General features: G+C 32.2%; 20 protein-coding genes and 1 pseudogene. 8 read left to right on the top strand and 13 right to left on the bottom strand.

Features of this window, described 5'->3' with window-relative positions:
- The first annotated feature begins 75 nt into the window (after window positions 1-75).
- Genes AC2D6V_RS01315 through nqrF form a run of 6 tightly spaced genes read left to right on the top strand, consistent with a single transcriptional unit; the run spans window position 76 to window position 6,100 of the window.
- A complete protein-coding gene (locus AC2D6V_RS01315; RefSeq protein WP_484646235.1) occupies window positions 76-1,431 on the top strand; it encodes a Na(+)-translocating NADH-quinone reductase subunit A in 1,356 nt (451 codons plus the stop codon).
- The gene (locus AC2D6V_RS01310; protein ID WP_484646234.1) at window positions 1,431-2,657 is read left to right on the top strand and encodes an NADH:ubiquinone reductase (Na(+)-transporting) subunit B; all 1,227 of its coding nucleotides are present in this window, start codon (window positions 1,431-1,433) and stop codon (window positions 2,655-2,657) included. Before AC2D6V_RS01315 ends, AC2D6V_RS01310 begins: the two co-directional genes overlap by 1 nt.
- 2 nt (window positions 2,658-2,659) lie before the next feature.
- On the top strand, window positions 2,660-3,409 hold the full coding sequence (locus AC2D6V_RS01305) for a Na(+)-translocating NADH-quinone reductase subunit C (RefSeq protein ID WP_484646233.1): 750 nt from the start codon (window positions 2,660-2,662) through the stop codon (window positions 3,407-3,409).
- Window positions 3,410-3,411: 2 nt separating this feature from the next.
- Window positions 3,412-4,062, top strand: coding sequence for an NADH:ubiquinone reductase (Na(+)-transporting) subunit D (locus tag AC2D6V_RS01300; RefSeq protein WP_484646232.1), 651 nt, complete (start codon window positions 3,412-3,414; stop codon window positions 4,060-4,062).
- A 6-nt stretch (window positions 4,063-4,068) separates the two neighbouring features.
- Window positions 4,069-4,791: an NADH:ubiquinone reductase (Na(+)-transporting) subunit E gene (nqrE, locus tag AC2D6V_RS01295; protein WP_484646231.1), complete on the top strand. Its 723-nt coding sequence runs from the start codon at window positions 4,069-4,071 to the stop codon at window positions 4,789-4,791.
- Between the two features lies 1 nt (window position 4,792).
- Window positions 4,793-6,100: an NADH:ubiquinone reductase (Na(+)-transporting) subunit F gene (nqrF, locus tag AC2D6V_RS01290; RefSeq protein ID WP_484647498.1), complete on the top strand. Its 1,308-nt coding sequence runs from the start codon at window positions 4,793-4,795 to the stop codon at window positions 6,098-6,100.
- Window positions 6,101-6,214: 114 nt separating this feature from the next.
- Here the strand turns inward: nqrF and AC2D6V_RS01285 are convergent, their stop codons facing one another.
- The 10 genes and pseudogenes from AC2D6V_RS01285 to AC2D6V_RS01240 form a co-directional block, all read right to left on the bottom strand.
- On the bottom strand, window positions 6,215-6,664 hold the full coding sequence (locus AC2D6V_RS01285) for a Na(+)-translocating NADH-quinone reductase subunit F (RefSeq protein ID WP_484646230.1): 450 nt from the start codon (window positions 6,662-6,664) through the stop codon (window positions 6,215-6,217).
- Between the two features lie 49 nt (window positions 6,665-6,713).
- Window positions 6,714-7,475, bottom strand: coding sequence for a DUF6090 family protein (locus AC2D6V_RS01280; RefSeq protein ID WP_484646229.1), 762 nt, complete (start codon window positions 7,473-7,475; stop codon window positions 6,714-6,716).
- Between the two features lie 4 nt (window positions 7,476-7,479).
- Window positions 7,480-8,211: a hypothetical protein gene (locus AC2D6V_RS01275; protein ID WP_484646228.1), complete on the bottom strand. Its 732-nt coding sequence runs from the start codon at window positions 8,209-8,211 to the stop codon at window positions 7,480-7,482.
- Window positions 8,212-8,215: 4 nt separating this feature from the next.
- A complete protein-coding gene (locus tag AC2D6V_RS01270) occupies window positions 8,216-8,983 on the bottom strand; it encodes a DUF6090 family protein (protein WP_484646227.1) in 768 nt (255 codons plus the stop codon).
- 121 nt (window positions 8,984-9,104) lie between these two features.
- Window positions 9,105-9,866 (bottom strand): DUF6090 family protein, encoded by a 762-nt coding sequence (locus AC2D6V_RS01265; protein WP_484646226.1) that lies wholly within the window; start codon window positions 9,864-9,866, stop codon window positions 9,105-9,107.
- A gap of 17 nt (window positions 9,867-9,883) precedes the next feature.
- Complete coding sequence (locus tag AC2D6V_RS01260; RefSeq protein ID WP_484646225.1) at window positions 9,884-10,639, bottom strand: DUF6090 family protein; 756 nt, start codon at window positions 10,637-10,639, stop codon at window positions 9,884-9,886.
- Window positions 10,632-11,405: a DUF6090 family protein gene (locus AC2D6V_RS01255; protein ID WP_484646224.1), complete on the bottom strand. Its 774-nt coding sequence runs from the start codon at window positions 11,403-11,405 to the stop codon at window positions 10,632-10,634. Before AC2D6V_RS01255 ends, AC2D6V_RS01260 begins: the two co-directional genes overlap by 8 nt.
- A 5-nt stretch (window positions 11,406-11,410) precedes the next feature.
- Window positions 11,411-12,160, bottom strand: a complete 750-nt coding sequence (locus AC2D6V_RS01250) for a DUF6090 family protein (RefSeq protein WP_484646223.1) — start codon at window positions 12,158-12,160, stop codon at window positions 11,411-11,413.
- A complete protein-coding gene (locus AC2D6V_RS01245; RefSeq protein WP_484646222.1) occupies window positions 12,144-12,917 on the bottom strand; it encodes a DUF6090 family protein in 774 nt (257 codons plus the stop codon). The genes AC2D6V_RS01250 and AC2D6V_RS01245 overlap by 17 nt, the downstream gene beginning before the upstream one ends.
- A gap of 84 nt (window positions 12,918-13,001) precedes the next feature.
- Window positions 13,002-14,442: pseudogene (locus tag AC2D6V_RS01240) on the bottom strand (SLC13 family permease).
- Window positions 14,443-14,520: 78 nt separating this feature from the next.
- Here AC2D6V_RS01240 and AC2D6V_RS01235 point away from each other — a divergent pair.
- Window positions 14,521-14,898 carry a Na(+)-translocating NADH-quinone reductase subunit F gene (locus AC2D6V_RS01235; RefSeq protein ID WP_484646221.1) on the top strand — a complete coding sequence of 126 codons (378 nt, stop codon included), beginning with the start codon at window positions 14,521-14,523 and terminating at the stop codon, window positions 14,896-14,898.
- Complete coding sequence (locus tag AC2D6V_RS01230; protein ID WP_484646220.1) at window positions 14,899-15,897, top strand: FAD:protein FMN transferase; 999 nt, start codon at window positions 14,899-14,901, stop codon at window positions 15,895-15,897.
- Here AC2D6V_RS01230 and AC2D6V_RS01225 read toward each other — a convergent pair whose 3' ends face one another.
- The 3 genes from AC2D6V_RS01225 to map are packed head-to-tail and all read right to left on the bottom strand — an operon-like array spanning window position 15,898 to window position 17,807.
- Complete coding sequence (locus AC2D6V_RS01225; protein ID WP_484646219.1) at window positions 15,898-16,662, bottom strand: class I SAM-dependent methyltransferase; 765 nt, start codon at window positions 16,660-16,662, stop codon at window positions 15,898-15,900. It abuts the gene before it with no gap.
- 6 nt (window positions 16,663-16,668) lie between these two features.
- The gene (locus AC2D6V_RS01220) at window positions 16,669-16,986 is read right to left on the bottom strand and encodes a cupin domain-containing protein (protein WP_484646218.1); all 318 of its coding nucleotides are present in this window, start codon (window positions 16,984-16,986) and stop codon (window positions 16,669-16,671) included.
- Window positions 16,987-16,988: 2 nt separating this feature from the next.
- Window positions 16,989-17,807, bottom strand: coding sequence for a type I methionyl aminopeptidase (gene map / locus AC2D6V_RS01215; RefSeq protein WP_484646217.1), 819 nt, complete (start codon window positions 17,805-17,807; stop codon window positions 16,989-16,991).
- Between the last annotated feature and the right edge of the window lie 66 nt (window positions 17,808-17,873).

The following is a 17,873-nucleotide window of genomic DNA, read 5'->3' as shown; positions in this document are numbered from 1 at the left end:
ATTTATTGTGAAAACTGTTTATTTAATTCGTATTTTTGCACCGATTTTTAGACAACTAATTTCAATAAAATAAATATGTCAAACGACATTCGTATTAAAAAAGGTCTGGACATTAAACTTAAAGGTGAAGCTGAAAAAACCGTAGAGCAAGGTATTATCAGTAACTACTGCACCATTAGACCAGAAGATTTTCACGGTACTATTCCAAAACTTGTTGCAAAAGAAGGCGCTGTTGTTAAGGCAGGGGAGACATTGTTTTTCGATAAATCGAAAGAAGCAATAAAATTTGCATCACCTGTTTCTGGAAAAGTGATTGAAGTGTTAAGAGGACCAAAAAGACGCATCGATGCTATTAAAATTGAAGCAGATAAAACACAAGTTTATCAAGATTTCGGTAAATTTAATTTAGATGCTGCAAATGCAGATGAAGTTAAAGCACATTTGCTCGCTTCTGGATGTTGGCCATTTATAAAGCAACGCCCATATGATGTTATCGCCAATCCAGAAAAGTCGCCAAAAGCGATATTTATTTCCGGATATGCAAGTGCACCATTGGCGGCAGATTTAGATTTTACTTTAAAAGGTAAAGAATCAGAATTGCAAGCTGCAGCGGTAGCCCTGGGTAAGTTAACCGAAGGTTCTGTACATATGGCTGTTGGTAAAAATTCTAGCTCACCATTAGTTGGTTTAACTGGAGTTACTAATCATAAAGTTTCTGGACCACATCCTTCAGGAAATGTGGGTACGCTAATTAATAAAGTTGACCCCATTAATAAAGGAGAAGTAGCTTGGACTGTGAATGCACAAGATTTAGTTATTATTGGTGAACTTTTATTAACCGGTAAATTTAACGCTGAACGTGTTGTTGCATTAGTTGGTTCTTCGGTAGAAAAACCAAGATATTTCACTACTAAGATTGGCAGTGAAGTTGCAACCATTATTTACGATAAAGGAATTGCTCAAGATGCCAATGCTCGTATCATATCAGGAAATGTTTTAAGCGGAAAACAAATTAAGCCAGATGGTAATTTAGATTACTACAGCAATGTGATTTCTGTTATTCCAGAAGGAGATGATTATGAGTTATTTGGATGGAACAAGCCTGTTTTTAATAAAATATCTACGTCTAGAGCTTTAACATTTTCTTGGTTAAGCCCTAAAAAGCAATACGATTTAAATACAAATACTAATGGCGAGCATAGAGCATTTGTAACTACGGGTACGTATGAAGAGGTTTTTCCTCTAGATATCTACCCAATGCAAATTTTAAAGGCTTGCATGTATAAGGATTTAGATGAAATGGAAGCTTTAGGAATGTATGAAGTAGCACCTGAAGATTTTGCTTTAACAGAATTTGTTTGTGTGTCTAAGCAACCACATCAAAAAATTATAAGAGAAGGGTTGGACTTAATGCTAAAAGAGATAGGGTAATGGGTTTAAAAAGTAATTTACATAAATTAAAGATGAAGTATAAAGGCACCAAAATGGCGCCTGCGTTTAACGCTATTCATACATTCTTATACTTGCCTAATGAAACCACACATGGTGGGACTCATATAAAAGCAGCCGACGATTTAAAGCGTACCATGAATACCGTAATTATGGCTATGGTGCCTTGTTTATTGTTTGGAATGTTTAATGCTGGATATCAACATAATTTAGCAGTAGGAGATATTCAAGCGGTAACAGGAAGTTTTTTGAGTTCGGAGTTTTGGACAATGGCTAACTTTTCTATTGGTTTCTGGAAAATATTACCATTAGTAATAGTTTCTTATGGCGTTGGCTTGGGAATTGAATTTATATTCGCTATCATTAAAGGACACGAAGTAGAAGAAGGTTATTTAGTAACCGGAATGCTTGTACCGCTTATTGTTCCAGTTGATATACCGCTTTGGATGTTAGCAGTAGCAGTTATATTTGGGGTAGTAATAGGTAAAGAAGTTTTTGGTGGAACTGGAATGAATATTCTAAATCCAGCCTTAACTATAAGAGCCTTTTTATTCTTTGCATATCCAACTTGGATGTCTGGAGATAAGGTTTGGGTAGAAGGTGCTGTAGAAAGAGATCAACTAATTGCTGCTGGAGAAAATTTAGATGCTATTTCAGGCGAAACTATATTAGGTGTTTTAGCTCAAGGGAAAGAGGTGACGCATTCTGTTGCAGATATGTTCTTAGGGTTTATTCCTGGCTCAGTTGGCGAAACATCTACCTTATTAATCATATTAGGAGGCTTATTCTTAATCTTTTCTAAAATAGGAAGTTGGAGAATTATGTTGTCTTCTGCACTTGGTGCAGTTGCTATGGGATTAATTTTTAACGGTGTCGTCGATTCTGGTTGGATTACTGAAAGTAGTAAATTCTACGGATTAATGAGTACAACATGGTGGCATCACTTATTAATTGGTGGTTTTGCCTTTGGTACTGTGTTTATGGCAACCGATCCGGTTACAGGATCACAAACCAATAAGGGGAAATGGATTTATGGGTTTTTAATAGGATTCATTTCTATTCTTATACGCGTATTTAATCCAGCATATCCAGAAGGTGTTATGTTAGCAATTTTATTGATGAATGTGTTTGCACCTACCATAGATCATTACGTAGTACAAGGTAATGTGAAACAAAGAATGAAACGTCTAAAAGCAAAAACAGCCTAACGATGGAAAAGAGAACAGATAAAAATTCGTACACTATATTATTTGCCATAGGAATGGTATTTGTTGTTGGCGCATTATTGGCATTTATGGCTTCATCCTTAAAACCAAGAATTAGCGAAAATGAGCGTTTAGAAAAGCAACAAAATATTTTGTATGCAATGGGGATTAATGAAAATGAAGGTACAAGTGCCAATTTCGTATCTACTGAAAACGCGCCAAAACTATTTAAAGAATATATTAAGACGCAACTTGTTATTCAAAACGGAAAAGCAATTGAAGATTCTACGGCATATTTAATCGATGTAAAAAAGGAAAAAGCTTTGGCAAAAGAAGACGATTATAGTCGTCGTTTACCATTATTTGTTGGTGAAAAAGAAGGTAAAACATTTTACATTGCTCCAATAAGAGGAAAAGGACTTTGGGATGCAATATGGGCTTATGTGGCTTTAGATGAAAACATGGTTGTTCAAGGAGCTTATTTCGACCATAAAGGTGAAACTCCAGGTTTAGGAGCAAACATTAAACAACGTTTTTTTATGGACGATTTTATAGGTGAAAGTTTAATGGCAAATGGTGTTTTTAAAGGAATTAATGTAGCTAAAGGAAATGCAGATCCTAAAAACATAGATAAAAATGACAATGAAGTAGATGCTATTGCTGGCGCAACCATTACAGGTGACGGTGTTTCGGCAATGATTAAAAGCGATTTAAAATTATATCTACCTTATTTTAAAACTTTAAAAACTAACTAATTATGGGTTTACTTTCTAAAAAAGATACCAGCTTAATCTTAGATCCTCTAGCCGATAACAACCCAATTACGATACAAGTTTTAGGTATTTGTTCAGCATTGGCAATTACAGCAGAATTAGAAGCTTCAATTGTAATGGCAATTTCAGTATTATTTGTATTAGGTGTAGGTAATGTGGTTATTTCCTTAATGAGAAATATCATTCCATCAAAAATTAGAATCATAGTGCAACTTATAGTTGTTGCAACACTTGTAATTATTGTGGATTTAGTTTTAAAAGCTTTTGCATACGAATTGAGTAAAACATTATCGGTTTTTGTTGGTTTAATAATTACAAACTGTATTATTATGGGACGTTTTGAAGCGTTCGCTTTAGCAAACGGGCCTTGGCGTTCATTTCTTGATGGTATAGGGAATTCTTTAGGTTATGGTGTTATTTTAATTATTGTAGGCTTTTTTAGAGAGCTACTAGGTTCTGGTACATTATTAGGCTTTCCTGTATTAGGTAATCCTATACCAGGTGAATTATCAGGATTATATAAGTATGGTTACGAGAATAACGGATTTATGTTATTATCACCAATGGCATTAATAGTTGTAGGAATAATAATTTGGATACAACGTAGTAAAAATAAAGCATTAATAGAAGACTAATATAATATGGAACATATAGAATTATTTTTCAAATCAATATTTATAGACAACATGGTATTTGCCACATTTCTTGGAATGTGCTCTTATCTTGCAGTTTCAAAAAAGGTTAGTACAGCTGTTGGTTTAGGTGCTGCAGTAATATTTGTATTGGCTATTACAGTACCTTTAAACTGGTTGTTAGATCAGTATCTTTTACAACCAGGTGCTTTATCTTGGTTAGGTGAAGAATATGCCTCTTACGATTTAAGCTTTTTATCATTTATCATGTTTATAGCAACTATTGCTACCATGGTACAATTAGTAGAAATCGTTGTTGAGAAGTTCTCACCATCATTATATAATTCATTAGGTATTTTCTTACCACTTATTGCGGTAAACTGTGCTATTTTAGGAGGTTCATTATTTATGCAATCTCGTGAAATACCGACATTAGGATTGGCAACTACTTATGGTATTGGGTCTGGGATTGGATGGTTTTTAGCCATTTTAGCAATTGCGGCTATTCGCGAAAAAATAAGATATTCAAATGTGCCACCAGCTTTAAGAGGCTTAGGAATTACTTTTATTATAACAGGACTAATGGCAATTGGTTTTATGAGCTTTGGAGGAATGTTAACTGGTGGAGATGACGAAGGTGCTAAAGAAGAAAAAACTGCTCAAATTGAAGGGCCTAAACAAGATATAGACGAAAAAAAAGTGTTAGCTAACAACATAAAAGTAAATGAGTAATATGATATTAGCCGCAGGTACATTAGGAACAGTCATAGCAACAGTAACAGCTTTTTTAATTATTACGCTGTTGTTAGTAGCATTGCTATTATTTGTAAAACAAAAGTTATCACCATCTGGTCCAGTAAAAATTACTATCAATGGTGAAAGAGAAATTGAAGTAGCTTCTGGAGATAGCTTATTATCTACTTTAGGTGCTCAAAAAATATTCTTACCATCTGCATGTGGTGGTGGTGGAACATGTATTCAATGTGAATGTCATGTATTAGAAGGAGGCGGAGAAGCTTTACCAACAGAAACACCTCATTTTAGCAGAAAAGAATTAAAGGAAGGCGCACGGTTATCATGTCAGGTAAAAGTAAAACAAGACATGAACATTACCATTCCAGAAGAAGTATTTGGAATTAAAAAATGGGAAGCAACTGTAGTTCGTAATTATAATGTAGCATCATTTATTAAGGAGTTTGTTGTTGAAATTCCTGAGGACATGGGTTATAAAGCAGGAGGATATATTCAAATTGAAATTCCAGAATGCGAAATTAAATTTGCCGATATGGATATAACGGCACATCCTGAAGAGCATGAAACACCAGATAAGTTTCAAGCAGAATGGGATAAGTTTAATCTTTGGCCTTTAGTAATGAAGAATCAAGAAACGGTTGAAAGAGCCTACTCTATGGCTTCTTACCCAGCTGAAGGGCGTGAAATTATGTTAAATGTTCGTATAGCTACACCACCATGGGATCGCGCTAAAAATGGATGGATGGATGTTAATCCTGGAGTAGCATCATCATATATATTCAATCAGAAACCAGGAGATAAAGTAATTATTTCTGGCCCTTATGGAGAATTCTTTATAAATGAGTCTGAATCTGAAATGTTGTATGTTGGTGGAGGTGCTGGTATGGCGCCAATGCGTTCGCATTTATACCACTTATTCAGAACCTTAAAAACAGGACGTAAAGTGTCTTATTGGTACGGTGGTCGTTCTAAACGTGAATTATTTTATCTAGAGCATTTTGAAGCATTGGAAAGAGATTTTCCTAACTTTAAATTCCACTTAGCATTATCTGAACCAATGCCAGAAGATAACTGGAAAGTAAAAGAAAATATAGATGCAGATGGAGATGGATTTGTTGGATTTATTCATAACTGTGTGATTGATAATTATTTAAATCATCATGAGTCACCAGAGGATATCGAATTATATTTCTGTGGACCTCCATTAATGAACAAAGCCGTTCAAAAAATGGGAGAAGATTTTGGTATCCCAGATGAGCACATTAGATTTGATGACTTTGGAGGCTAGGTTGCAAAGCGAAATTTAAAATTAATGTTACCCTGAGCGCAGTCGAAGGGTCTATAATAAACAAAAAAAAACCAACTCAATTGAGTTGGTTTTTTTTGCTTTCAAAGTTAGCTTTTATACTAAGGTATATTTTGGTTTGTCATTTTCAACTTCAAATAATTTCGTATAATCCATCACATTTTCAACACCATCTAATTGACATAAAAATGCAATAACTTCACATAAACCTTTAAATAAATTGTCTTTGTCCATTGGATTTTTCGGCTTTTTGTTTTTATGATGAATAGGTAATTTATAACCACAGGCTTTTAAAAAAGCAGCTTCTATTTGTAATAACTCTAAAGGCGCATAGCCATTAAATTTTCTTCCTAGTGTTTGATGTACGCTACCCACATAATTAAGTTGTAAACTACCATGATGATTAGATAAATGTTTCCAACTATCGGTATTATTCAAAATATTACCCACGGCGCATTGTTTACAGCACTCTGGGTTTAAGGTGTTATTGTGAAATGCTATGTACAGTCCATTTATAGCTGATTCTAACCGAAGAGAAGTCTTCATAACTACTTTTTATCCTAAAGATACAAAAGTATCGTATAAATAAGAATTACTAATTTTGTAATCGCTTGCCTAATTCTTTGTCTATAATATTTATCCCGCCTTTAATAATCATCTCTAAACCTGGAATTCTAAAGTTAGTGTAGTTCAAATTATCTTGAGCAATTTTTATTCGATCTAATAATTCTTCCTGATTTAAAAATTCTGTCGAATTTATTGGACTACTTACAATTTTGTAATTTTTGTTTGGCATTTGTATTTGAATGCGTTTCCAAAGTTTATTATGAAGTTGTAATTTATAATCTTTATTTCTCGTGTCTTCATCATCCTTCTTAAAGAAATACTCAGTAGTGGGAAAGTCTAATTCATAAATCAAGATTAATTCTTTTCTTAAGGAATCGTTAGAAATTTTATCAAGTCCAATTGATTTTAACCCCTCAAAAGCTCCTTTGTTAAGGTTAACGGTGTAACCTAGAGACATTTTATTATATGTCTTTAACAATGTAGAATCTGGGTATGGTTTTTTAGAAGCAATCATTGAGAGCAGTTCTTGGATGCCTTCTGCCTTTCTTGATATTCTTGCCTTAATCATCTCAACATTTTCTAAATCTTGTACCAAAGCACTCTTAATCTCTTTGAGCATAGTTTTTTCTAAGTTTTTATCTAGACGTGTTTGATTCCAATTATTAATTTGAAGCGCAATTAAAATCCCAATAACCACAAGTATTATTTCACCAATGGCGTATTTAAAGTATTTGCTTGTGCTGCCTTCATTTAAAAGCTTTTTACGAATGTTTCTAAAGAATTTAATCATTTGTTTATTTAATGCTTAGCTCTCTAAGGAGAATTTTAGTTGTTTCGTTAAGTAATGGGTTTATTTGCTTAATAGTGTGATAATAATCCTGACGCGCATCAATAATTTCAACAACGGCATTTACAAAAGGTTTTTCTGAATATAAATCTTCAATATTGTATGAAACAATTAATTCTTTATTGTCATATGAAAAAATAACCTCTTTGTAAATGGATTCACTTGCTCTTCCAAGCTCGTCTCTGAAATATTTTATATCGTTATTAGCCTCCTTGATTAAATTGTAAACTGAAGAAATGTTAGACTTTAATTCTTCATTTTTAATTCTTGCTAGAACACCTAAATTTATCATTTCATTGAAAGTAGTATTTATTTCTGGATAGGATTTTAAGGTTTGATGGGTTATTAAGGTATTGGTAAAGTCCAGTTTCAAATCGATTCTTTCTCCCTTACTTTCCAAATATTTTAATCCTTTTTCAGCCGAATTAATAGTTTTTGGGTAATTCTTTATTTCGTCATTATACATTTTTTGCATCAATGATATATCATCGTACAATTTTACAAGATATTCATTCTCTATTTTTTTGGATTTTTGGTTTTCATTCCAATTGTTGATTTGAAGCGCAATTAAAATTCCAATGACAACTAATATAATTTCACCTATAGCATATTTTATGTATTTACCGGTATTGCCTTCGTCTAAAAGCTTTTTACGGATGTTTCTTAAGAATTTAATCATATAGTTAGTTTCTTTTGTTCAATTCTTGTTCTATAGATTCAATAATATGTTTCACATTACTATATCTTCTGTTTAAATTTTCATGTGTTCTTATCTTACTCTGGATAACTGATGGCAATAATGTTATAAATTTTTCTTTTGAAAGCATTCTATTAAGAACATTTATTGCTTCATCATTACTGTAAGTTATACTATCATTAAAACTGCCCATTTGTATTTGTTGTGCATCGGATAGAATTCCAATTCTATAGTCAAGATATTTAAGTTGTATTTGCTGAGTGATAAATCTATATTGCGATCTATTTTCCAACTCTGCATAATAAGAAGAGATTTGAGTTCTTAAATCTTCATTTAAAATCAAAGCCAGTTCACCAGCTGATTTGATTTCTTCATAAGTGTGATCTGTCTGCCTTGGCGAATACGTGTAACCTGCATATTCGATACTCTGTATAAAGTAAGTAGGCTGATCGATTACAAGTGTATTATGTTTACTTAATTGTAGTAAATATTCAGCTCTTTCTTTACGGTATAAATTTGACTGGATAGCATTATAAATACTTAGCGAATCTTGTGCTAAATCTGCTTTAATCCTTTGTAAATATCTTATTTCAGATTTTCTTTCTTTTTGATCTTCATTTCTATTGTTAACTTGTAAAGCAATAAGAATACCAATAACCACAAGAATAATTTCGCCAATGGCATATTTAAAGTATTTGGATGTCTTTCCTGTACTTATAAGGTTGTAACGTATTTTTCTTAAGAACTTTATCATGCGTTTATAGTTGTTGATTTTTTCCGCAAACGGCTATCTCCACCAAATGCCCACTGGATATTTGATTTTGCAGAAGCAAAATTTTGTTTCGATAATCTAAAGAATTTAATCATACTTGGAATTATTGTTTTAGTTCGGAGTCTATTATTTTAATAATTGATTCCGAAATTTTTATGAGTTTTTCTGTTTCTTGTATATTATCTAAAGCAAAAAGTTCTAAGTGATATAGTAAGCTAATGAATTCCCTGTCATTAAGAAGATCTTTATAATTTGAACTGATTCCTTTAGGTCTAATTTGTGGCTTTATTGGTAGCACAGGACTAGTACGAATAATCTCTGATACATTTGCATATTTTCTAACTATTGGTAGATAAGATTCAAGGGTTAACTTTTTTGAATCTATCTCGCCTTCAGTCATGTCTTCTACCTCTGATGGCCATGAGAAAAGCAGTTTTTTTAACGCCTCGTTTTTTAAAATATTTATTTTGCCTGAGTTCAATAAAACCATTAACGACCCAGATTTGCCATTAAAGGTTGGTACTATAAATGTAAACCCTATTAAAGTGTCAATTTTCTTTGTATTTAAAAACTCATCATTTGCGTTGAGTTTGGTTAATTCATAATTAGCAGAGAGGATAATTTGTCTGTTGGAGTTCATCTCATTAAACTCAACAATTGTTTGTTTAAAATCGATTTTTAAATTTTCAAGCAATTTAGTTTCTTCTCTTTGTTCTAGTCTGTCTTCATTCCAATTATTAATTTGAAGTGCTATAAGAATTCCAATAACAACTAATACAATTTCTCCAATAGCATATTTAAGGTATTTGCTGGTGTTGCCTTCGGCTAAAAGCTTTTTACGGATGTTTCGAAAGAATTTTATCATTGGTTTGTTCTTAAACTTTATTTGGGTTGTTTCATTTTGTGAAGTATTTCAATAATGTTTATGGAGTTATTATTCATTCTTTTTAAAATACTATAACAATTTCCTATCATCATGTTCTCGTTTTGTAAAGCATTCTTCGCCAAGGATGATTGCATAATGGATTGATAGTCTGAATATGGAATATCTTTTGCAGTTGAACCCGAGTAAATACTATTATATATTGTGCCTGGTTCAACACTCTTTCTAAATTCCCAACTTGTACCGTTATGGAATGTGTAGGTTCCCGCTTCATTATACAATTTAAGAGTCTCAATTTCTTGCTGTAATTTCGTGAATTCCTGCAGTAATAATTTATTGTCTAGCAAGCTTAAATTTCCACTAGATTCTGCCTCATTATAAGCGGTCATATTAGGAAAAAATGTGTCAAAGGTAAAAAAAGATCGGGCCATGTTTCTTAGGGAATCAACGGAAACTGTTTGATTCGTTTTAGAAATTAAATGGAAATAATTATCCATAGTATTCAATTGTTTCTCGTATAACAATAGAATGTTTTTGTTTTCTTTTGTATTATACTCAAAATCTTCAATGAGTGATGATATTAAGTTATCTCTTTTGTCAAGGAGTTTTCTTCCCTCGTTCCAATTATTTATCTGAAGTGCAATTAAAATTCCAATGACAACTAATATAATTTCACCAATAGCATATTTAAGGTATTTGCTGGTGTTGCCTTCGGCTAAAAGTTTTTTACGGATGTTTCTAAAGAATTTAATCATTTATAATGCCAATGTCTTCATTAATATGTCTTACAATAGTATCAATTGTAGTTTTTAGATTTAAATAACGTCTTTCAAGTTCGGCAACCATGCCGTACTTACTTTTTAGCATGTGAACGAATTCATCATTTGGATTTGCTAGTATAAAGATGTTTTGATTTGTTTTGTCGTATATTTTAAATTGTTCTTTTAAAGTAAGGCAGTTATGACAGTTGTTACTAGGTATTGAATTACGATTAAAGTGCGTTTTTAATTGTGTTTCATTTAAATCCATTATGAGAGATTCTACATAGTTAACCCTATTTAGTTTTAACTCATAAAATTCGGTAATCTGTTTTCTTAGAGAATCATTGTTTATTGTATTTATTCCATAGGATTGAAGCGATTTGTAGGCACTTAATTTGGGATAAAGTAATGGGTTATCAGAAAGGTAAGAGGTAGATATTTTTAATTCTAATTCTTCATTTTTATCTCTATATCTTATTATTTTTAGATAAATAGAATCCGTTACATTCTGGTTTATAACGGATTTATCAATGTCGGTTAATAAGTCTTCTTTGGTTTTTAGGAGGTCCGCTTTTAGTTCATTTAATAATTTTACTTCTGTTCTTCTTGCTTTTTTATTTTCATTCCAATTATTAATTTGAAGGGCAATTAAAATTCCAATAACTACTAATACAATTTCTCCAGTGGCGTATTTAAGGTATTTGCCGGTGTTGCCTTCTGCCAAAAACTTTTTGCGGATGTTTCTAAAAAATTTAATCATTTATATCAGTCAAGTTTTTTTAATTCTTTATCAATTAGAAAAAGCAATCTCTCTAGCAAAATTTGAGTATCTTTTAATGGTGTCGTTAGTTTATAATAATGCAGGTTGGGAAGGGTTTTCAAAAAGTACATAAACTCTTTGTTCGATTTTAACGATTCGTAGTCTAATGGTTCCATAATAGTTGCACTAGGACTATTTACGGCATTACCCCAAGCCTCCTTAAAGTGATTATTGAAAATATTAAACATAGCGTGATCCATATAGTCGTGGTATCTAAAACCTGCAAAATTGATTGATTTGTTATGATTGCCATACGCCAGCGCCAAAGAATCTCTTAGGTTGTTATTAGATATTAAATCCAAACCTTTAGCTTTTAAAGATTCGAAGACACTTTCACTTAAGTCCCAAAAATGGAAATTACTCATAGCTCCAAAATGGTGTTTTAGAGAGTCGTTGTATGGTAAATCTTGTTCAATATGCTTTGTTAAAAAACGTATGGAATTCAAAGCCCTTTGATTCACTTTTTGACTTGCCAAGTTTCTTTCTAAATCACGGTTTAGAGTTTCTTTTAAAGCGACTAAGAATTCTTTTTCTAATTTCCTATCCTTTCTATCTTCATTCCAATTGTTAATCTGAAGCGCAATTAAAATTCCAATGACTACTAATATAATTTCACCAATAGCATATTTTAGATATTTGCTGGTGTTGCCTTCTGCCAAAAGTTTTTTACGGATGTTTCTAAAGAATTTTATCATCTTTTAATTTCGCATTTATTAACTCTATAATTAAATTACATTCTTTACGAGCTTCAAGAAGTATGGGGATTTGATAGTCTAAATTGAATTTTAAAAGATTCATGAAATTTTTAAAATACCTATCATTCAAAAAATATTCGGCATCTTTTTTATATTGCTCAACATCTTTGCTTTTTAAAAACGATTTGTTTTCGGCATTTACATATAGACCGTTAAATTCAATATGGTCTAATGTTCTATGATTGTATAAATAGACTGTTCGATCTTCATAAACATGCTCTTCACCAACCTTAATTCTTGAATATAAACTTCGTAATTCAAGAAGCTTGGTTTTTATATTTTCATTAGTAATTAGCCTTAGTTGTGAACTGTTTAAAACTTCTTCAAGAGTGTTAGGTCTTGGGGCAAACTTGTAAAAGGGGAATAGGTAATAGTAGTTATTATAAAATGAATCCAGATGAATTTTTTTGCGCTCAACAGACTTAATTAAAGCTTCGGCGCAAGCGTGTTGTTTGTTACGAATATAAATTAAGGTATCCAACATTGATCTATCTGCTGTTAAGTCTTCAACAAAGCCTTGGTAGTATTTATTTGTAATCCCTTGCTCTTTTCTTAGTTCATTTTGATTATTTATTTGAAGTGCTATCAAAATACCTATGACTACAAGAACTATTTCGCCTATGGCATAAAGAGCGTATTTGTTAAAACGATTTTCGGTCAGCAGTTTTTTGCGAATGTTTCTAAAGAATTTAATCATATACTTACATAGAGCTTGTAATTAGAATAAGTTAAGGTAGTTTGGTTGGCTATAATTAAGTTTAAATTTACAAATTTTGCCAAACTAAAACACTAAAGGCACAAAAAACTGAAACATTAAAACTAAAAGGGCGACAGATATTAAATTAAGAACAATACCAACCCGTGCCATTTGATTCACTTTAACATAACCACTGGCAAAAACTATAGCGTTTGGAGGTGTTGCCATAGGTAGCATAAATGCGCAGCTACTCGCCATGGTTACTGGAATCAATAAATAAAGCATCGGGATTTCTAAACCTATAGCTATACCAGCAACTACTGGGGCTAAAACAGCTGTTAAAGCAACGTTGCTCATAAGTTCTGTCATAAATAGCATCAATAGAATAAGTAAGCTAGCCATTAACAAAATACTTATCGAACTGGTTGAAATAGCTGTGGCTACAGTATCTACTATGCCACTTGAAGACATGCCTTTTGCTAGCGCTAAACCGCCACCAAAAAGGATTAAAATACCCCAAGCAAGTTTTTGGGTATCGTTCCATTTTAATATATAGTCACCTTGTTTTAGATTGAAAGGGATTGTAAATAAAGCTAAAGCTCCAAAAATGCTTATCATGGTATCCGATAACCCTAAACCTGGAATTAATGAATTGATTAAGCTTCTAAACACCCAAAGAAACACAATAACCGCAAAGGTAATTAAGACTTGTTTTTCTTTTCCAGAGGTTTTTCCTAGTTTCTTGAGTTCATCATCGATAATATCTTTAGAAGCACTAAATTTTAAGCCATTATTTGGAAACATCAATTTTACTAAAACAAAGTATATAATAGTAATTAAGGTAAATGAAAACGGCACACCTATAAGCATCCATTTAAAGAATGAGACTTCTATGTTATATTCATTTTCAAGCAAGCCTATTAAAACAGAATTAGGAGGAGTGCCAATTACAGTAGCTATACCTCCAGCGTTAGCTGAAAAAGCAATACCCAGCATAACACATAAAGCAAAATTTTGATCTTTCTTTGTAAAGCCATCTTCGTCATCAATGAGTAATCTAATTACGGACATGGCAATTGGCAACATTACGACGGTACTCGCCGTATTACTTATCCACATACTCATAAAAGCAGTGGCAATCATAAATCCTACAAATGACTTTATTTGGTGTTGTACCCGTTTTTTTAATAATATTCAATGCAATTCTTTTATGAAGATTTACTTTTTCAAGAGCCAATGCTAAAACGAATCCGCCAAAAAATAAAAACACAATTGGACTTCCATAATTAGAACCTACATCGGCTATTGGCATAATTTTAAATAGCGGAAATAGAAGTAAAGGGAGTAAAGATGTAACCGAAATCGACACGGCTTCAGTAATCCACCAGGTTACCATCCATAAGGCAGTTGCAATAACGGTGTCTGCATTATTAGAAAGAATATCAAATGGTAATAACTGAACGAAGATGAAAAATAACGGACCTAAAAAGAGGCCTAATCTTTTTGAAATTGGGTTTTTCACCATAGGTTGATTGTGAATTTAAATCTGTTTTAAATGTAATCAAAATTTTAATCAAATGGATATTAGTAGTAATTTTGTGGTATGAGTAAACCACTTACAGATCAAGAATTACATAATTTAGCTATGAATCATGTTGGTCAAGAATTAGAAGAACGAGGTTTTGAGTTCATTGCGGTAAATAGTAAACTTAAAAAACACCCTCAGTTTGTTTGTATGGATAAGAATAAACAATACTTTTTTGTAATTGTAAGAGCGGTTGTTTTACCAGATAATCCTAATAATTATGATGTAGTTTGGATGGAATCTTTTAAAAAGCATGCTAGAGATAAAGATGCTAAAGTTTTGTATGCTGGTGTTGGTATAGGAAATCCCAATGGAGAAAAATTACCTATATACTTGAATGAAGAATATCTATTGGAATATAACGGAATTCAAGTTTTAGAAACTAATTTGAATTAAATGAATAAGATACTAATAGTCTTTTTTTGTTTGATTTTTTTTTCATGTAAAAATGAAAGGAAGAAGCCTGAAATACTTTCTATAGAGAACACTATCAATAGCGGAGCAGTTTTTGGCACGTCTTATAAAGTTATTTATAACTCGAATATTGATTTTCAAAAGCAATTTGACAGCTTGTTTTACGTCATCAATAAATCGATGTCCACGTATCAAGTTAACTCAAATATTTCAAAATTAAATAGAAATGAAGTTAATGAAGTTGATGCGCACTTCATAAAAGTTTTTAATGCTTCCAAGAAAATTTTTGAAGAAACAAAAGGTGCATTCGACCCTACAATTGGCGCAGTCGTTAATGCTTGGGATTTTGGTCCAGAAGGTGTTATTGCGAATCTGGATAGTCTAAAAATAGATAGCCTAATGACCTTTGTTGGGTTTAATAAAGTGTCCCAGAAAAATAATGAGATTTCTAAATCTAAAGGAACTTTTTTAGATTTTAATGCTATCGCAAAAGGTTATGGAGTTGATGTTATTGGTGAGTTTTTAGAATCTCAAAACGTTGAAAATTACTTAGTTGAAATAGGGGGTGAAATAAGGGTAAAAGGAATTAACTTAGAAAAAAGAAGCCTCTGGAAAGTTGGGGTAGAAGAGCCAAATTTTGATAGAAAGCAGGTAATTTTAAAGGCCATTAATTTAAAAAACGAAGCAATGGCGACTTCGGGAACTTATAGAAAATTTAAGATTGATGAAAATGGTAGCCGATATTCCCATATAATTGACACCAAAACGGGATATCCAAGTAAAACGAATTTATTGAGCATATCTGTAATTGCTGAAAGTTGTATGACAGCAGATGCTTATGCTACTGCCTTTAAAGCGATGGGAATTGAAAAGGTTAAATCATTTCTTGAAACACATCCAGAGCTTAAGGTTTATTTGATTTTTGAAAATGAAACAAATGAGTTACAGACCCTTGCATTAAATGGTTTTCCAGAAGGGTAATTATTTAGATACTACAGGAATAATCTCTCCTTTTGCTAAGCAATATTTGGTTATTTGTGCTTCAGAAAGCTTCTTTGTGTAATCCACTTCATTTACATTAAAACCAACACTTCTTAATTTTTCAAAATAATCACGGCCATAAATCCGCACATGATCGTATTGACCAAAAATTTTGGCACGCTCTTTTTTATCGGTAATGGAGTCATCTTCAAAAGTAACTTCCCGGCCCAAATCTTGTGGTATTTGAAATATTCCCATACCACTAACTTTTAAAACTCTATATAATTCTTCCATAGCTTTTATATCATTTGGAATATGCTCTAATACATGATTGCAAAGAATAATATCAAATTCATTGTCTTTAAAAGGAAGATTGCAAATATCTGCTTTAACATCTGCTAGAGGTGAATTTAAATCGGTAGTAGTGTATTCAAGATTTTCCATTTTCCTGAAATGCTTATAAAATGCTTGTTCCGGCGCAAAATGTAATACTTTTAATTTTGCGGTGAAGAAATCTGTTTCATTTTTTAAATATAGCCACAAAAGTCTATGACGTTCTAAGCTTAAGGTAGATGGAGATAAAGCATTGTTTCGTTGCTCGCCATAGCCATAAGGTAAAAAGCTTTTAAAACTTTTACCATCTATTGGATCTGTATAAACATCACCTTTTAGGAATAAAGCTAGAATAGGACGAACAAGATAACTTAGCCTAATTAGCAAAGGTCTTGGAATAATGTTAAGTATGAGTTTGAAAATATTTTTCAACAGAGATTATTTATAATCTTCTCGAATAGGGCAAAATGTGTCAATAACTTCACAGTTTGTTATAGCACGAGCACTATGCAAAGCATTTGAAGGAATTACTGCGATCGTTCCAGGTTCTAAAATTTCAGTTTTCCCATCTATAGTCATTTCTAATTGCCCAGAAACAACTTGCGTAGTTTGTTCATGTATATGTGAATGAAAGGGCATTATAGCACCTTTCTCGATCGTTACATATCCAACTGTAAAGGTTTTAGTGTGTGCATATCTTCCTGTAACACCTTTAACAAGTTCTTTACTTGATATTTTTGAAAATGATAAAGTCATATTTATAGTACTAATGCTTTTTGACGAAATTCGTCTTCTTCATTGCTTACAATTCCTAAAGCTTCGTAAATGTATGCAAAAGTAGAAAGCAACTCAGGTTTGCCATTTATTAAAGCTACATCGTGTTCAAAATGTGCAGATGGTTTATTGTCTAAAGTTGTAATTGTCCAGCCATCTCTATGATGTTTTATGCGATGAGTTCCCATGTTTATCATAGGTTCTATAGCGACTACCATACCTTCAATAAATTTTTTCCCGCGACCACGTTTACCATAATTTGGCATTTCAGGATCTTCATGCATTTTTCTTCCCAGTCCATGACCAACAAGTTCTCTTACCACGCCATAACCATGGTTCTCACAATACTTTTGGATGGCATATCCCACATCTCCAACACGGTTGTTAGCTTTAAATTCTCTAATGCCAACATATAAAGATTCTTTGGTTACTTGAAGTAATTTTTCTGTTTCAGTATCAATTTCACCTACAGCAAACGTATAGGCGTGATCGCCGTAAAAATCATTTTTTAAAGCACCACAATCAATGGAAATAATATCGCCTTCTTTTAAAGGTTCATTTGTAGGGAACCCATGTACAACTTGCGTGTTAGGACTCATGCAAAGTGTATTTGGAAAATCGTAAAGACCTAAGAATCCAGGTATAGCTCCATGATCTCTAATATATTCTTCCGCGATTTTATCCAATTGAAGCGTCGTTACACCTGGTTTTATTTCTTTTGCTAGGACTCCTAATGTTTTAGAAACTATTAAAGCACTTTCGCGCATTAATTCAATTTCTTCCCTTGTTTTTACTACAATCATTGTTTAAAAATATGCGCAAAGATACTTAAATTATAATTTATTTATTTCTATCCAAACATGACTTTG

Source organism: Algibacter sp. YIN40 (assembly GCF_057219435.1).
Note: the sequence above shows the minus strand (reverse complement) of the source record. Positions and strands in the feature narration are given on the sequence as shown.

Coding starts and splice junctions, on each gene's coding strand:
- AC2D6V_RS01315 (WP_484646235.1), top strand. CDS start 76: ATGTCAAACGACATTCGTATTAAAAAAGGTCTGGACATTAAACTTAAA.
- AC2D6V_RS01310 (WP_484646234.1), top strand. CDS start 1,431: ATGGGTTTAAAAAGTAATTTACATAAATTAAAGATGAAGTATAAAGGC.
- AC2D6V_RS01305 (WP_484646233.1), top strand. CDS start 2,660: ATGGAAAAGAGAACAGATAAAAATTCGTACACTATATTATTTGCCATA.
- AC2D6V_RS01300 (WP_484646232.1), top strand. CDS start 3,412: ATGGGTTTACTTTCTAAAAAAGATACCAGCTTAATCTTAGATCCTCTA.
- nqrE (WP_484646231.1), top strand. CDS start 4,069: ATGGAACATATAGAATTATTTTTCAAATCAATATTTATAGACAACATG.
- nqrF (WP_484647498.1), top strand. CDS start 4,793: ATGATATTAGCCGCAGGTACATTAGGAACAGTCATAGCAACAGTAACA.
- AC2D6V_RS01285 (WP_484646230.1), bottom strand. CDS start 6,664: ATGAAGACTTCTCTTCGGTTAGAATCAGCTATAAATGGACTGTACATA.
- AC2D6V_RS01280 (WP_484646229.1), bottom strand. CDS start 7,475: ATGATTAAATTCTTTAGAAACATTCGTAAAAAGCTTTTAAATGAAGGC.
- AC2D6V_RS01275 (WP_484646228.1), bottom strand. CDS start 8,211: ATGATTAAATTCTTAAGAAACATCCGTAAAAAGCTTTTAGACGAAGGC.
- AC2D6V_RS01270 (WP_484646227.1), bottom strand. CDS start 8,983: ATGATAAAGTTCTTAAGAAAAATACGTTACAACCTTATAAGTACAGGA.
- AC2D6V_RS01265 (WP_484646226.1), bottom strand. CDS start 9,866: ATGATAAAATTCTTTCGAAACATCCGTAAAAAGCTTTTAGCCGAAGGC.
- AC2D6V_RS01260 (WP_484646225.1), bottom strand. CDS start 10,639: ATGATTAAATTCTTTAGAAACATCCGTAAAAAACTTTTAGCCGAAGGC.
- AC2D6V_RS01255 (WP_484646224.1), bottom strand. CDS start 11,405: ATGATTAAATTTTTTAGAAACATCCGCAAAAAGTTTTTGGCAGAAGGC.
- AC2D6V_RS01250 (WP_484646223.1), bottom strand. CDS start 12,160: ATGATAAAATTCTTTAGAAACATCCGTAAAAAACTTTTGGCAGAAGGC.
- AC2D6V_RS01245 (WP_484646222.1), bottom strand. CDS start 12,917: ATGATTAAATTCTTTAGAAACATTCGCAAAAAACTGCTGACCGAAAAT.
- AC2D6V_RS01235 (WP_484646221.1), top strand. CDS start 14,521: ATGAGTAAACCACTTACAGATCAAGAATTACATAATTTAGCTATGAAT.
- AC2D6V_RS01230 (WP_484646220.1), top strand. CDS start 14,899: ATGAATAAGATACTAATAGTCTTTTTTTGTTTGATTTTTTTTTCATGT.
- AC2D6V_RS01220 (WP_484646218.1), bottom strand. CDS start 16,986: ATGACTTTATCATTTTCAAAAATATCAAGTAAAGAACTTGTTAAAGGT.
- map (WP_484646217.1), bottom strand. CDS start 17,807: ATGATTGTAGTAAAAACAAGGGAAGAAATTGAATTAATGCGCGAAAGT.